Below are 15243 nucleotides of genomic sequence, written 5' to 3' on the forward strand. Positions count from 1 at the left end.
CTCGGCACCTTTAGCACCTAGTGGATTTAGTGTAATGAGGGGTCAGGGCTCTTACTCTTTTCAATCAGATGGAAATCATTAATTAAGTTTATTACCATCTTGACCCCATCCTCAATCTTTAACCCCTTAACTTTAACAGTTACGATGATCTGTTGTCCACCTGGGGTTGTCGAAAGCCCAATCCGGCGATCATATTTGCTAGACAAGCCAAATAAAGCCCCACCATCAATATTGGAGGTTTGATGCTCTGCCAAAATGATTTTAATAACATCAGGATCTTTCTGACTAATCTCAACAATATGATGCTCCATCGCTTGAATACGTAAACGTGAAATCATCAGTAAATTATCTACTGGAGATGGGATATTACCAAAACGGTCGATCAGCTCATCAGCAAGATCATCCAGTTCCTCAATTGTAGAGGTTGCTACAAATTTTTTGTACATCTCGATCTTCTGACGACTATCAGTAATATAATCAGAAGGTAAATACGCATCAATTTGTAGATTAATTTCAACTGGTGGAACAGGAGCAATCTCTTCTGTCCTTACCTCACCACGTAAATCATCAATCGCTTCCTTCAGCATTTGTGTATACAAATCAAATCCGACAGTATTAATGAAGCCGTGTTGCTCCGCTCCCAATAAATTACCTGCTCCACGAATCGATAAATCTCGCATCGCAATTTTAAAGCCGGATCCAAGCTCTGTGAATTCCTTAATAGCCTGTAACCGTTTCTCCGCTACCTCTGTCAGTACCTTGTCGCGTTGGTATGTGAAGTATGCATAGGCAATACGATTAGAACGGCCTACGCGCCCCCGTAGCTGATAAAGCTGCGACAAGCCCATCCGGTCGGCATTATAGATGATTAACGTATTTACGTTTGGAATATCGACACCAGTCTCAATGATTGTGGTACTTACCAACACATCATAATTTCCATCTAAGAAATCGAGAATAATTCGTTCTAGCTCACTTTCATTCATTTGTCCATGAGCAACCGCTACCCTAGCATCAGGAACTAAGGCCGAAATATGCTCCGCCATTTGTTCGATACCTTGTACCTGATTGTAAAGGAAGAAAACCTGTCCTTCACGGGCCAACTCTCGCTCAATCGCTTCTCGAACCAGAGCCGGGCTATAGTCTAATACATAAGTTTGTACAGGAAAGCGATTTTCCGGCGGTGTCTCAATAACAGATAAATCACGTACTCCTAGCATAGACATATGGAGCGTACGCGGAATAGGAGTAGCTGTAAGCGTTAGTACATCTACATTGGTTTTTAATTGCTTCAGTTTTTCTTTATGGCTTACACCAAAGCGTTGCTCCTCATCGACAATCAGTAGCCCTAGGTCACGGAATACAATATCCTTAGACAGCAATCGGTGCGTGCCGATCACCACATCTACCGTTCCTTCCTTTAGACCCTTCATTGTTGCATTTTGTTCCTTTCGAGAACGAAAACGGCTCAAAACCTCTACTCTGATCGGAAAATCAGAAAACCGCTCCTTAAACGTTTCAAAGTGCTGTTGAGCTAGAATCGTAGTTGGTACAAGTACAGCGACCTGCTTTCCGTCCATGACCGCTTTAAAAGCAGCACGTATCGCTACTTCTGTTTTTCCATATCCTACATCCCCGCAAACCAAACGATCCATAGGACGCTTGCTTTCCATATCAGCTTTCACTTCTGTGATGGCCCGCAATTGATCCACGGTCTCCTGATACGGGAACATAGCCTCAAATTCTCTTTGCTCCAGACTATCCTTGTTAAAGTTATAGCCTACAGCTTGCTCTCGTTGTGCATACAGCTTGATTAGATCCTCGGCGATATCTTTTACCGATGTTTCTACCTTGCTCTTTACACGTTTCCACTCATTTCCGCCTAAATTATAAATTTTTGGCTGAGCTTCTTCACTGCCAACATACTTTTGTACATGATCGATTTGATCAATAGGGACAAACAAACTATCTCCGCCTGCGTATTGTACATGTAAATAATCCTTATGAATACCTAGGATTTCCTTTGTTTCAATTCCTAGATATTTACCAATCCCATGATTAATGTGTACAACAAAGTCACCAGGCTTTAACTCCATGTAGTTCTTGATGCGCTCAGCATTGCTCATGTTTTGATTTACTTTGCGAGCTTTGCGCTGCTTTGCTGTAAAGACTTCTCCCTCTGTAACAACAACCATTTTGCTTAATGGCATTTCAAAACCGCTTTGAATATTTCCAATAATAATAGTAGGTCGGCCTGGAGGAATGGTTCTTACCTCTTCTAGCAGCAAATCAGCTTCCATCTCATAATCATCTAAAACTCGCTCCAAACGCTTGGCGCGCTCCGCATCAGCAGCAGCGAAGATAATTTGATGTTGACCCTTTATCCATCGTTGCAATTCGCTTTTTAATACGTTCATTTGCCCATGAAAATTTTGCATCGTACGACAGTTCATGTTGACGATATTTTGTGGATGCGTTTTTGGGGTTTGACGTAAAAATAGCGATAAATAAATAATCTGTCTCTTCTGCCCATGAATGAGCTCATCATACGACTGTGACAGAATAAGATTAGACATAAAATCGCCTTGTTCGATACGACCAGTAATCCATTCTGATTCGTCCTTTTGCAATTGTACAGCAGTATCAATGACACGGGACGGTTCATCAATAATCATTAACGTATCAGAAGGCAGGTAGTCTAGGATGGTTTCCATCTCAGGATACAGAACGGATAAATAGCTGTATAGATTAGCTGGTCGGCTACCCTGGCGCATTAATTCAATATCGCGCCCTATCTGCTCCATCAATCTTTCTTTTACAGCCTCATCCTTGGTGTTACCTAATGTTTCACCTAGTTTTTTCTCTAAATAAGCAGCACTCTCTACGAGTTTCGATGAAAAAACAATTGTCTCTTTTACCGGGCCGATCATATATTGTTCTAAATGTTCTTGAGAACGCTGTGTACCCATATCAAATGTTCGAATGGAATCAATTTCATCATCAAAGAGCTCAATTCGAATCGGCCAGTCCGAATCAACAGGAAATAAGTCAACGATTCCGCCACGAATACTTAATTCGCCTTTACGTTCAACCATCTCAACTCGTTCGTAGCCTAATTCGACCATTCTCTCTAAAAAGTCTTGTAAATCTAAAGTTCCTCCACGACTTACAGTCATTTGAGCCTCTTTCCATACATTGTGAGGTACAGTCAAGCGGCGAATACCTGCAAAAGGAACAACCAAAATACCCGTGAAGCCATTCGCTAAACGGTTAAATACTTGAATGCGTTGTGCTAATGTCTCTGGACTCGCAATGGCCATTTCTGACCCAATCAGCTCATTACCCGGATAAAGCATGACTTCCTCTGGGGAAAGCAGCTCTGCTACGTCCTCATACACTTTTTGCGCTTGAAACATATTATGCGTCACGATACACAGGGGGCGTTTACTCTCTTGATAAACGGCTGCCATGAAAATATGACGAGCGGAACCAGATAGTCCGGCCATCAACTGTTCATGTAAACCCTGTGACAAACCAGCAAGAATGGTTCCGAAATTGGAATCTTCTTTTATACGATTAATGATGACTTGCATCCCTAATCTCCTCTCCAACCTTACTCTCCTATTACTACATAGGTTACAGCACTAAAACTGCGGCGCAGATCAACCTTCCCACATCGCAGTTTGTACGAAAAAGTTATTTATTTATTCAATCGATAAAAATCCACAGGTAGCCTTAGCTTCTAAAAACTAGGCTACCTTAATATTCATGCCTTGTCATTGTGAAAGGTAAAAACGGCTTGCTATTGCAGCGGATTACCTACAACCGACAAATCAGGATTTTGATCAAGGGCTTCTTTACAATAGTCACAAACAACGCGAACAACTGTATTCCCTACCTCATCCTTGGATATTATATGTTGGCGCTCCTGTTGGGTCAAGAATTGAAAGCCTAGCTGCCATTCGGAGACATTCGATTGCTGAATTTCCCCCACCTTCATGCCACAACAACGACATACATAGCGGTAACTCATATGATTACCCCCTAAGTGAAAATATAGTACTTTCTTCCACTTAGTATAGGCATATTATAGCTATTCGATACTGCACCTATCCACGTATTGGATTATAGCGATTCATAACCGTCAGGAAGCTATCACCTTTGATCCAATCTTCACTGGCTTTTGCTGCTGATTGAATTGCATCTTGGATATGCGGCCACTCGCTTTTTGGAAATGAGTGCAGTACATAGTCACTCACACTTTTGCCCGGTTCTGGACGATCAATACCAATTTTGATGCGGCTAAAATCTTGTGTGCCTAAATGAGCAATAATGGATTTAATCCCGTTATGGCCTCCTGCACTGCCCTTTTCCCGCAGTCTCAGCTTGCCTACCGGTAAGTCAAGATCATCATAGATGACAACTATATCCTTTGCTGTCAGTTTATAAAAAGAAACGATTTGACCTACCGTTTCTCCAGATAGGTTCATGTAGGTTTGTGGTTTTACTAATAAAACCTTCTCTCCCTGTACATTTCCCTCTCCTATAATTCCACGAAATTTCATCGTGCTTAACGGAATTTGTAATTCTTTACTTAATGTATCTATTGCAAGAAACCCTACATTATGTCTGGTATCCTCATATTGTTTACCAGGGTTCCCTAACCCAATGATGACTTTCAATGAAATTACCTCCAAGCAAAATAACCTACTTATTCCATTGTACATGAATGTAAGCCTTTTAAAAAGCAAGGGAAGTCGACTTCTTCCGTCAAAAAACGGCATGTCCATACATAAAAGAGCCTCCCAAAGGAATTGGGAGGTCACTGGTTATACTTTTTCCGCTTCGGGTACAGGAGCTTTTGCTTGTTCTGCAACTTCCATAGCGCTTTGCTGAGCTTCAATGGATTCATCCGATTTTGCTTTTGGCGGAAGCACGCTTATGACTACTTCCAGCTCGTCAAGATGCACGTCTACGTTTGGAGGTATTTGCAAATCTTTAACAAGTACAACATCTCCTATATGTAGCCCATCTGTATCTACAGTGAGTGTTGCTGGGATATCTGCAGGTAAGCAGGAGATTTCTACACTGTGACGAACCAATGTAGCTGCTCCCAATTCAGGATCTCCCGTCATCGTAATAGGCACAGACGTATGAATTTTTTCCTTCATGTCTATTTGTCTAAAGTCAGCGTGCAAAATCCTGCCTTGAACTGGATGTCTTTGAAGCTCATACACCATCACGTTATATTCATTTCCATCTACCTGTAGCGTAAAGGGAACGTTAGTGGTTTGCGTACGTAAGACTTGATCCAGCTCAAGCGCAAGTATCTTGACTTCCTTATTTCCTACATCCGTTCCGTATAACACCGCAGGAACCCAGCCCTCACGACGAATCGCTTTAGCTGTTGTTTTATCTTGAGCTGTACGTACCTCTGCTTTAATTGCTACCAATATAAAAACCTCCTCTGACCAAGTAGATCTAAGACAGTTCTAGCTTGTCCAGAGGAGGTAATGAATATCAACTATACTGTAATTTTAATCGAACAATTTACTAATTGACAATTCTTCGTGAACACGAATAATCGCTTCTCCAATTAATGGAGCCACAGATAATACCTTCACCTTATCAATTAATTTGTCCGAATCTAAAGGAATCGTATTTGTAACAATCAATTCCTTAATCTTGGAATTTTGGATACGCTCTATGGCAGGACCAGAGAGAACAGGATGTGTGCAACAAGCATACACTTCACGAGCCCCTGCATCTACCAATGCATTAGCAGCTAAAGTAATCGTTCCGGCTGTGTCAATGATATCGTCAATGATGATAGCTGTTTTACCTTCAATGTTACCAACAATATTCATAACCTCAGCTACGTTTGGTTCAGGACGGCGTTTATCAATGATGGCAATTGGTGCTTCTAATCGTTCAGCCAGCTTACGAGCACGTGTAACTCCTCCGTGGTCTGGTGATACAACAACAACGTCTGAGAGATTTTTCTCTTGGAAATATTTAGCCAAGATTGGAACTCCCAACAGATGATCTACAGGGATATCAAAGAAGCCTTGGATTTGTGTCGCGTGTAAGTCCATTGTAATCACACGCTGTGCCCCTGCTGTTTCGATAAGATTTGCAACTAATTTCGCTGTGATAGGATCACGAGAACGCGCTTTGCGATCTTGTCTTGCATATCCATAATAAGGAATCACAACATTAATGCTTTTGGCAGAAGCACGTTTTAGAGCGTCGACCACAACCAGTAACTCCATTAGGTGTTCGTTAACTGGTGCGCAAGTAGGTTGGATAATGAATACGTCTGATCCACGCACACTCTCATTTAGCTTGATTTGGCACTCACCGTCACTGAATCTTGCTGTCTCCATGTTGCCCACGTTTAAGCCGATATGTTCAGCAATCTCCTGAGCCAATTTAGGATTGGCACTGCAAGTGAAAACCTTCAGCTTCGGGTCACGATAATTAGCCATCTTGTTAAAAGCCTCCCGTTATTCTTATTCGCTTTGTTTACGTGGTAGTTTTACCGCGTAGTCCAGTTTATTGGTTTGGCGTTCACGCGCAATGGCAAACGCTCCATCTGGTACATCTTGATTAATGGTCGAGCCAGCAGCAACGTAAGCATCATGACCTACCGTCACAGGAGCAACTAGGTTAGAGTTGCATCCGATAAAGGATCGATCGCCTACTATCGTCTTATGCTTTTTCGCCCCATCATAATTCACGGAGATTGTTCCGCATCCAACATTAACACTCTGACCAATCTCAGCATCTCCTAGGTAGCTGAGATGAGGAATTTTACTTCCTGCACCAATTTTAGCATTTTTCAGCTCCACAAAATCTCCAATTTTTACATTTGAGCCAATATGTGTTTGCGGTCGTACATAAGCAAACGGACCAACTGTAGCCTGTTCATCCACTTGGCTGTCCACTAATACGGAATAAGAAATGCTTACGCCATCCGCCACTTGCATATTGGTTAATTCAGTTTGTGGACCAATTTTGCAGTCTGTGCCAATAACCGTTTTTCCTCGCAAATAGGAATTCGGTTCAATTATTGTGTCGGCTCCAATCACTACATCTGCTTCAATATAGGTAGAAGCTGGATCAATGATAGTAACACCGTTCTTCATGTGTTCAACAGCAATGCGTTTACGCATATAAGCTTCTGCCTCAGAAAGCTGAACGCGATCGTTAACCCCCATTGTTTCATCTGGGTCTTCGGCAGCATAAGCCGATACTTTCTCGCCCGCTTCTCGTAGAATACCCACACAATCGGTGATATAGTATTCATTCTGAGCATTATCATTCTTCACCTTGGATAATGTTTCCCAAAGCTTCCGATTATCAAAGCAATAAATACCTGTGTTAATTTCTGCAATATTACGTTCCTCGTCTGTTGCATCCTTGTGCTCAACGATGCGTAACACTTCATTTCGTTCATTTCGAACAATGCGACCATATCCGGTTGGATCGGCCATTAAAGCGGTTAAAACGGTAGCAGCAGCGTTCTGCTCTTCATGATAAGCCAATAGCTTGGTAAGCGTTTCCTTTGAGAGCAATGGCACGTCCCCATATAAAAGCAAAGTCGTTCCCTCTTGATCCTGCAAGAAATCTTTGGCTTGCAAAGCTGCATGACCTGTTCCCAATTGTTCTGCTTGCATGGCGTATTGAACACGGTCTTGTAGCGTTTCACGAACTTTATCAGCTCCGTGTCCTACTACTACAACTACATCGTTTACTTGCATGGAAGCCAAAGTATCCACAACATGCTGAACCATTGGCTTGCCGCATACAGGATGCAGTACTTTATACAATTTGGATTTCATACGTGTTCCCTGACCAGCAGCAAGAATTACCGCATGTATAATAGACATGTTAACCCTCCAACATACTGAAGTTCCATCATGACTATATCTTAAAATAGGTGTTCATTTCAAGACATGATGAAACTTTTCCTGTTTGATAACACTTAATAAAACAACTACTATTTAAATAACATACTCTATTTTATTCAAAATACAAGGAGGATGAAATGAGTACAGATGTATATATATTGACAGGTTATCTAGGAAGTGGAAAGACGACTCTGCTACAGCAGCTCCTAGCTTATCTGCGTGATCAAAGCAGTAATGTCGTTGTTATGATGAACGAAATAGGAGAAGAGGATGTAGATGGGGAGCAAGTCGAGGGATTTGGTTTTCCCGTAAAAAAAATGCTCAATGGATGCATTTGTTGCTCCATTCGTGGAGAGCTGACAGAAAATCTAAAGGAAATAATGCAAAATATAAAACCAGAGCACCTCATCATTGAAACAACAGGTGCAGCTGACCCCATTGAAGTAGTCGATGCCATGACGCATCCCGAGCTTTATGACAGAATGAATTTAAAAGGAATTATCAGCGTCATAGATGCTTCGAGGTATTTAGAGCTGACTTCTTTCTTTCAAGCTGGCGGGGCGTTGATTAAGACCATTCGCAATCAGGTAAAATATGCAGATCTTTTAATCATAAACAAAGTTGATTTAGTGGAGGAAGACATCTTAACAAAAGTAAAAGCAAAGCTTCAGGAAACAAACTCTCATGCCCCTATGCATGTAACGATCCGGACAGAAATGGATCTGGAGAAGCTGCTACAGGTAAAACGACTGGCTCAAACCAAAGAGATGTCAAACACAACCTCTATCCCTGTACAAAAAACGATCGGCCGATTTTCTCCATTAGATAAATTAAAGCAAACATTAGGACTTAAAACAAACCAGCCTTCCCTTTTTCACTCGATTGATACTTTTTCATATCATTTCAAGGGACCCGTTGACGCTGAAGCCTTTGAAGATTTTTTGTATGATCTTCCCAAAACCATCTACCGGGCAAAAGGATACGTGCAATTTATTGGACAAGACGATCTGATTTCTTTCCAGCAAACTCAAACACAGGTACATTTATTTCCCTTTCGCAATTTCGGGCCAAAAATGGTAGCAGTTTTCATTGGAGAAGGATTTGATAAGGACAATATTATAGAAGCTCTCGAAAAATGCTACCGCACTTCATAAATTAACCATTTATGCCAAAAAATAAAAAAGCACCTAAAAAACAGGTGCCCTTTTATTTCATTTTTCATTAATTTCAGAATTAGGACGTTTGTAAAATGCCTAGGCATTCACCGAATACAGGGCGAATGCCAGCTCTTCTTCATCATGCTCCCGCTTCAATCTGCGCTTCTTCTTCAACTCCGACACGCTCATATTCAGATAGAACTGCTGCCTGAATTTTTTCGCGAGTTGTTGAAGAAATTGGGTGGGCAATATCTCGGAATTCACCATCAGGAGTGCGTTTGCTAGGCATAGCCACAAACATTCCGTTGTTCCCATCAATTACACGGATATCATGAACCACAAACTCGTGGTCAATGGTAATTGAGGCAATCGCTTTCATTCTGCCGTCCGTATTAACACGGCGAAGTCTTACATCAGTTACTTCCATCATGTTCACTCCCTTTATCTATGTCGGATAGCCTATATTTTCAACGTGATGGTTAAATATTCCTGCTTTGTTTTCCGAAAAATTGTAAAAAATATTTTTATCTGGCTTTTCTTTATTTTGATATAGAAAAGGGTCCCATGCATAGCTACGCTATCAGGACCCATTTATCTAGTGCATTATTCTTCTTTATTGGAAAAATAACTACCTAGTTCAATCATTATTTGTTTTTCTTTGACATCTACTTCTTGAAGCTTTGCAAGGGAAATATAATCTTCAATTAAACGATCTGCATCATCTGCTGTTTCTACAAACACGCCACAGCCCACAACTGTAGCTTTAAACTCCTGCAATAAGTCCATCATACCCTGAATGGTTCCACCTGCTTTCATGAAATCATCCACTATGAGGACACGAGACTCCTCTGGGAGTGCTCGTCTGGCAAGAGACATCGTCTGAATACGTTTACTGGAGCCAGATACGTAATTGATACTTACTACTGAGCCTTCTGTTACCATATTGTTTCTTCTTACCACCACCACAGGGACATTCAAAAAGCTTGCAGTCGCATAAGCGAGTGGAATACCCTTTGCCTCTACCGTCATTACCACGTCTACATCGCTTTGACGAAAAGCTGAGGCAAGTAGCTTCCCAATATGATTTAAGGTTTTGGGATCGCCAAGAATATCAGACATATACAAATATCCGCCTGGCAGTAAACGCTCAGGTTTAGCCAATTCCATAATCAATGTTTCCATAAACGCTGCGGCATGTTCATGAGTGGTTCGCGGGATGTATTTAACTCCTCCAGCCGCACCTGCTACCGTGCGTAGGTCACCGATTCCCTGAGACTCAAATGCTTCTTTGATAATGGACAAGTCTTCACTGATAGAGGACTTGGCAGAACCATATTCTTCTGAGAAATATGTCAGGGGAATCAATGTGTGTGGATGAGCTAACAAATGCTGCGTCATATCCACTAACCTCGCGCTTCTGCGCAATTTTCTCATCAATTCTTCCTCCAAACAAAAAGCCGTATATTATTACCATAATGTAACATTAATGTACGTGTTTAATCAAGTATTTCCATCTCTGATTCGCCTAACATTCGGACTGCATACACATCTTTGACAAAACCTCGCAATGCATTATAGATCCGATGCACTTTAGCTTCTTTTTGTACCAAAGCAAATACAGTGGGACCACTTCCTGACATCAGTACACCATCTGCCCCTGATTCTAGCATAAGCTCTTTAATTTGGCGGACTTGAGGATAACGATTAAGTGTAACCTCTTCCAAGACATTACCCAAAGATCTTGCCATTAAAGAAAAATCCTGCTCGCTTATAGCTTGTAGCATCTCTTCTGTCTTTGGATGCTTCTTAATTTGATCGACCCGCAAATTTCCATATACATCTGCTGTGGAAACTCCGATCGGTGGTTTGGCCAATATCACCCAGCAGGGGGTGGGACTGATCATATGTCTGAGTTTTTCTCCTCGACCTTTAGCCAGGGCTGTACCTCCGTACACACAGAAGGGCACATCAGAACCGATCTCCTCCCCAATCACAGCCAATTCATCCAGACTTAGCCTCAAATTCCACAAACGATTCAAGCCTCTTAGCGTTGCAGCTGCATCACTGCTTCCTCCTGCTAAACCTGCGGCAACAGGAATTTGTTTATCTATATAGATATGAACTCCTTTATTGACCGAATAACGCTCTTGTAATAGCTTGGCAGCCTTGTATGCATGATTTCGCATATCATTTGGAACAAAGCTTGCGGAACAATCGATTAGGATATCTCTTGACTCCAACAATGTCAGGTCAACGCGATCAGCCAAGTCAACCGTAGTCATAACCATTTCAACTTCATGATAACCATCTGGTCGCTTGGAGAGTACGTCCAATGTAAGATTTATTTTTGCGGGAGCTTTGATTGAAACTCGCACCGTGTTCACCTCAGCTTATCCTAATCTCTTCTTCTGATTTTATCACAGGCAGAAATAAGCTTGCCACTTGCGAGAGGGAAAGTCAATAAGAAACAAAAAAGCCGAGGGGGATTCCCTGCGGCTTTTGGATGTCAGTAAGTTATTTTATCGATTGTCTAGCTAATGCTTCCTCGGCAATTTCAATTGCTCGTTTCACCATGTTACCAGCATCGCGGGTTGTGATACCACCCCAGCCTTCGCTTTTGACGGTGTCGTAAAAGCCCAGTTCCTTGGCCAATTCATATTTGAACTCCTCGGACATGATGCCTCTTCTTCGACTCATCGTGCTTCAGCCTCCTTTACTTACTGACAAGGTTAGTATGATCAGTAAAGGGTAAAACAAAACAGTAGAACATAGGCTCTACTGTTGAATAAAGGTAATCTTTATATGTGTATCGTCTCGACATACCATTAGTTCTACGGTTTCCGTCAAAATATCAGCATAGCTGTAAGAAACTCGTTCAAATAACTGGTCGTCATCAAGCTTAACTACAAATACTGAGGGGTATGTCTCTTCTAGGATGCCAGTCCTTTCGACGGTCTTACGACGACCGCCATTGGCCTTGAGCATGATACGTTCTCCAATGTGTCCGTCCAAACTGCGTTTAATATCAACTAACGCGTTCCTAGCCATTCCAATTATCCACCTCGCTTATGTACAAGTATAACAGCCTATACTTAGTTTGTCAAACAAACGAAAAATTATATCAACCAAAGGAGCTTTTTGTCAATGAATTTTTTAGGACATTTATGTCAATTCTCATCGAAAAATATCTCTTCTTACATAAAAATGCCCTATCCTTTTCGTGAGGGATAGGGCATACACTTATTTTATCTGTAGGCGGTGAATGGTATTGGCTAATGTCGCAAATTCCTGAATAGAAAGCGTCTCTCCACGTCTGCTTGGCAAAATGTCGGCTTCTTCTAGCGCTTGCAGGGCCTGCTCCTTCTTTTCTTTACCGAAGTAGTTGGTAACTAAGTTATTCAGTAAGGTTTTGCGTCTTTGAGCGAAGGAAGCCTTTACAACCCGGAAGAATAGCTTTTCATCTGCTATCTCTACGATTGGTTGCTTGCGAATAGACAGCTTAATGACCGCTGAATCAACATTAGGCCTTGGAATAAATACGCTGGCTGGCACAATCATCTCTATGCTCGTCTCCGCATAGAATTGAGCTGCTACACTCAGCGAGCCATAATCCTTCGTACCAGGTTTAGCAGCAATACGCTCTGCCACTTCCTTTTGGATCATGACAACAATATGATCAAGCTGGATACCAGATTCTAACAACCCCATGAGAATTGGTGTCGTTACGTAATAAGGCAGATTAGCTACCACACTGACTCCGCTACACCCAGATAGGTGCTCTTCTATAAGAGCAGCTACGTCCAGCTTCAATACATCTCCATGTACCACTGTGATATTGTCGTAAGGAGTAAGTGTATCCTCCAAAATTGGCAGGAGACGTTGGTCGATCTCTATCGCCATTACTTTTCCCGCTGCCCGACAAAGCTGCTCAGTCAAGGCTCCAATACCTGGCCCTATCTCAATAACAGCTTTATCCTTAGAAAGCTCTGCAGCATCTATGATGTTATGCAAAATGTTAATATCGGTTAAAAAGTTTTGTCCCAAGCTTTTTTTGAGGGAAAAGCCGTACTTCTCAATGATCTCCCGCGTTCTGGTTGGAGTTGCGATATCTTTATATCCAGCCGTCATCTATTAGCTTCCCCCTTGTTCTGAATCAATCTGGTCCACAGCAGCATCAAACTCCGCCTTACTGATTTGAAACATGTTTAACCTTTTACCTAATTGTTTAGCGTTAGAGTAACCGATACCCAATATCTCTCCTAATCGGGTGCGACGATGCTTGGTGTCCATTCCGGCTACCATTCCGGCTTGCACGAGGTGCTCCAAGGTAATTTCCCCTTGCCCCTCTAGGAACTCGGTTTTTACATCAGCCAGAGCCTGTCTAATGGCTTCCGGTGTTGCATGCTCCACACCAAGATTACTTCCCTTTTTTCTAGCATCCTCTTTTTTAATAAAAGCATGCTTGCATCCGGGCACAGATTGGCTGACAATTTTTCTAATGCGCTCACCCGGATAATCTGGATCGGTAAACACAATCACACCGCGTTTCTGTTGTGCCATCTTTATTTTTCGAAGGGTTACCTCGTTGATTGCGGAACCACCTGTCTCGATGGTATCAGCATCGACTGCCCGCTTAATTGCGGCCGTATCGTCTCGTCCTTCCACCACGATAACCTCTTTGATCTTCATCCGTTAATCCATCCTTCGTTCTTGTAGTACTTGCTTGCAAAAAAACTTTTTTTATTTGTCCTAAAATAGGAAACGAAAGCAAGCTTACTTGCGTATAAGAAGTATAGAGATTCAAACAGCTTACCACATTTATGCACAAAACAAAAGACAGGAGAAACTCCTGCCTTTTTCTAAAGTAGATGTTACGGCAACTTCGGGCCGATTACATGTACCTTGTATCCTTTTTTACGACCGAATCTCATTGCCTCAGATTCGCTGCCCAAATATACATCCATCTTGTGCCCTTTGATGGCCCCACCGGTATCCTCCGCACGACGATAACCGATGCCCTCAATGTAGACCCACCAGCCTAATGGAACCAATTTGGGATCGACTGCCACTGTTTTTCCGACTGTAGCCTTTACACCCATTGCTGTTCTTCCGTATCCGCCGCCAGCGTTCGGAGCATAGGCTGTAAGAGTTACGTTATTCAAGACGCGTTTTGCGCGAATATCTTTTCCACCACGCGAAGGTAGGGAAGCCGCCATAACTTCTTGTTTCTTCGTACCCACTGCCAAAACGCGGTCTTGTTTTTCTGTTACCACGTCGGTTTTGACCAATTTGCGGGATACCTCTTTGCCATTCTCAAAGACCACACTATAGTGCAAAATAGCTTTCCCAGCTTGACCTTTTTTTAGTTCACGCACTTCGCCTTTGTTGAGGGAAGTGTCTTTTTGGCGTATTTCTCGAAAAGCGATATCTTTATTAACCTGAACTGCTTTTTCTTCTACCCTAATGACAGAAATTTCCGTATCTTTCGTCAGCTTTGAATCTACAGATGGATTTATTTTATCCTTCTGGCTTACTTTGACACCTGCATCCGCCAATGCACCGGCTACTGTACGTTTTGTTGTATGAACCACTGTCTTCTGTCCGGCAATTTGGACAGGTATTGCCCAGCTCGTTTGCAAATCAACGGTCATGGCTTTTTCAACAGATGTGTCCAAGCCTGGTTTAATACTATCTTTATCAGTAATTTGAATTTGTTTTTCTTGTAATAATTGTTCAACCGTTTTTGCCGTAGTCGTGATGTCCTGGGATACCCCATCAATGACTAGCGTTACTTGCTTTGGCTGGGTAGATAGGTTAAAGAAGTAGATACCCACTGATAACAACACAAAGGTTGCAGCTCCTAAAATCGAGAGGAGCAATCGATTGTGCGGTACCCAGATTTTACCTAATTCCATTCCCCACACTCCTTTTTTAAGCCTGAGAAGGATATTATATCACTTTTTTTCTTTTGTCAAATTCTCCCCCTTTTCCTCTCCAGATTGTGCGGCTGACTTTTTTACGGAAAATCCAGCTATTTCTGTGTTTCTCAACATGTCTTTTACCTTACCAAATAAGCCACGGAGAATGAAAGCAGTTTTCTGTCGAGCAATTCTGTCGATTCCTCTTTTTCGTTCGACAGGACACTAATTTCGCTTTAAAAAAGCGAAAAAAAG

General features: G+C 42.0%; 15 protein-coding genes. 1 reads left to right on the forward strand and 14 read right to left on the reverse strand.

Annotated elements, in window-relative coordinates; genetic code table 11:
• Positions 1–26: 26 nt before the first annotated feature.
• The 6 genes from mfd to glmU form a co-directional block, all read right to left on the reverse strand.
• Positions 27–3593 (reverse strand): transcription-repair coupling factor, encoded by a 3567-nt coding sequence (gene mfd, locus AYJ08_RS19250; protein WP_064019050.1) that lies wholly within the window; start codon positions 3591–3593, stop codon positions 27–29.
• A 209-nt stretch (positions 3594–3802) separates the two neighbouring features.
• Entirely contained in the window at positions 3803–4033 is a 231-nt protein-coding gene (locus AYJ08_RS19255; RefSeq protein WP_064019051.1) for an anti-sigma-F factor Fin family protein, read from the reverse strand.
• A gap of 76 nt (positions 4034–4109) precedes the next feature.
• Positions 4110–4682, reverse strand: a complete 573-nt coding sequence (gene pth, locus AYJ08_RS19260) for an aminoacyl-tRNA hydrolase (RefSeq protein ID WP_064019052.1) — start codon at positions 4680–4682, stop codon at positions 4110–4112.
• 147 nt (positions 4683–4829) lie between these two features.
• A complete protein-coding gene (locus AYJ08_RS19265) occupies positions 4830–5453 on the reverse strand; it encodes a 50S ribosomal protein L25 (protein WP_064019053.1) in 624 nt (207 codons plus the stop codon).
• 84 nt (positions 5454–5537) lie between these two features.
• Entirely contained in the window at positions 5538–6488 is a 951-nt protein-coding gene (locus tag AYJ08_RS19270) for a ribose-phosphate diphosphokinase (RefSeq protein WP_003343435.1), read from the reverse strand.
• Between the two features lie 24 nt (positions 6489–6512).
• A complete protein-coding gene (gene glmU / locus AYJ08_RS19275; RefSeq protein WP_064019054.1) occupies positions 6513–7892 on the reverse strand; it encodes a bifunctional UDP-N-acetylglucosamine diphosphorylase/glucosamine-1-phosphate N-acetyltransferase GlmU in 1380 nt (459 codons plus the stop codon).
• 158 nt (positions 7893–8050) lie between these two features.
• On the opposite strand from glmU, the gene AYJ08_RS19280 reads away from it, so the two are divergent.
• Positions 8051–9067 (forward strand): CobW family GTP-binding protein, encoded by a 1017-nt coding sequence (locus AYJ08_RS19280; protein WP_064019055.1) that lies wholly within the window; start codon positions 8051–8053, stop codon positions 9065–9067.
• Between the two features lie 142 nt (positions 9068–9209).
• Here AYJ08_RS19280 and spoVG read toward each other — a convergent pair whose 3' ends face one another.
• The 8 genes from spoVG to AYJ08_RS19320 form a co-directional block, all read right to left on the reverse strand.
• A complete protein-coding gene (gene spoVG / locus AYJ08_RS19285; protein WP_003343428.1) occupies positions 9210–9497 on the reverse strand; it encodes a septation regulator SpoVG in 288 nt (95 codons plus the stop codon).
• Positions 9498–9673: 176 nt separating this feature from the next.
• A complete protein-coding gene (gene purR / locus AYJ08_RS19290) occupies positions 9674–10504 on the reverse strand; it encodes a pur operon repressor (RefSeq protein WP_003333910.1) in 831 nt (276 codons plus the stop codon).
• 62 nt (positions 10505–10566) lie between these two features.
• Complete coding sequence (gene ispE, locus AYJ08_RS19295; RefSeq protein WP_064019056.1) at positions 10567–11445, reverse strand: 4-(cytidine 5'-diphospho)-2-C-methyl-D-erythritol kinase; 879 nt, start codon at positions 11443–11445, stop codon at positions 10567–10569.
• Positions 11446–11584: 139 nt separating this feature from the next.
• Positions 11585–11767, reverse strand: a complete 183-nt coding sequence (locus AYJ08_RS19300) for a small, acid-soluble spore protein, alpha/beta type (RefSeq protein ID WP_031412525.1) — start codon at positions 11765–11767, stop codon at positions 11585–11587.
• A gap of 78 nt (positions 11768–11845) precedes the next feature.
• Positions 11846–12118: a biofilm formation stimulator Veg gene (gene veg, locus AYJ08_RS19305; protein ID WP_003333913.1), complete on the reverse strand. Its 273-nt coding sequence runs from the start codon at positions 12116–12118 to the stop codon at positions 11846–11848.
• A 192-nt stretch (positions 12119–12310) separates the two neighbouring features.
• Positions 12311–13198: a 16S rRNA (adenine(1518)-N(6)/adenine(1519)-N(6))-dimethyltransferase RsmA gene (rsmA, locus tag AYJ08_RS19310; RefSeq protein ID WP_064019057.1), complete on the reverse strand. Its 888-nt coding sequence runs from the start codon at positions 13196–13198 to the stop codon at positions 12311–12313.
• A 3-nt stretch (positions 13199–13201) separates the two neighbouring features.
• Positions 13202–13759, reverse strand: coding sequence for a ribonuclease M5 (gene rnmV, locus AYJ08_RS19315; protein ID WP_003333915.1), 558 nt, complete (start codon positions 13757–13759; stop codon positions 13202–13204).
• Positions 13760–13941: 182 nt separating this feature from the next.
• The gene (locus AYJ08_RS19320) at positions 13942–14985 is read right to left on the reverse strand and encodes a resuscitation-promoting factor (protein ID WP_064019058.1); all 1044 of its coding nucleotides are present in this window, start codon (positions 14983–14985) and stop codon (positions 13942–13944) included.
• Positions 14986–15243: the final 258 nt, after the last annotated feature.

The organism is Brevibacillus sp. SKDU10, from assembly GCF_001645205.1.
GTDB classification, from domain to species: domain Bacteria; phylum Bacillota; class Bacilli; order Brevibacillales; family Brevibacillaceae; genus Brevibacillus_B; species Brevibacillus_B halotolerans.

Bases quoted from the DNA above. Each gene is read 5' to 3' on its own strand.
- mfd (WP_064019050.1), bottom strand. From the start codon at position 3,593: ATGCAAGTCATCATTAATCGTATAAAAGAAGATTCCAATTTCGGAACC.
- AYJ08_RS19255 (WP_064019051.1), bottom strand. From the start codon at position 4,033: ATGAGTTACCGCTATGTATGTCGTTGTTGTGGCATGAAGGTGGGGGAA.
- AYJ08_RS19270 (WP_003343435.1), bottom strand. From the start codon at position 6,488: ATGGCTAATTATCGTGACCCGAAGCTGAAGGTTTTCACTTGCAGTGCC.
- glmU (WP_064019054.1), bottom strand. From the start codon at position 7,892: ATGTCTATTATACATGCGGTAATTCTTGCTGCTGGTCAGGGAACACGT.
- AYJ08_RS19280 (WP_064019055.1), top strand. From the start codon at position 8,051: ATGAGTACAGATGTATATATATTGACAGGTTATCTAGGAAGTGGAAAG.
- spoVG (WP_003343428.1), bottom strand. From the start codon at position 9,497: ATGGAAGTAACTGATGTAAGACTTCGCCGTGTTAATACGGACGGCAGA.
- purR (WP_003333910.1), bottom strand. From the start codon at position 10,504: ATGAGAAAATTGCGCAGAAGCGCGAGGTTAGTGGATATGACGCAGCAT.
- AYJ08_RS19300 (WP_031412525.1), bottom strand. From the start codon at position 11,767: ATGAGTCGAAGAAGAGGCATCATGTCCGAGGAGTTCAAATATGAATTG.
- veg (WP_003333913.1), bottom strand. From the start codon at position 12,118: ATGGCTAGGAACGCGTTAGTTGATATTAAACGCAGTTTGGACGGACAC.
- rsmA (WP_064019057.1), bottom strand. From the start codon at position 13,198: ATGACGGCTGGATATAAAGATATCGCAACTCCAACCAGAACGCGGGAG.
- rnmV (WP_003333915.1), bottom strand. From the start codon at position 13,759: ATGAAGATCAAAGAGGTTATCGTGGTGGAAGGACGAGACGATACGGCC.
- AYJ08_RS19320 (WP_064019058.1), bottom strand. From the start codon at position 14,985: ATGGAATTAGGTAAAATCTGGGTACCGCACAATCGATTGCTCCTCTCG.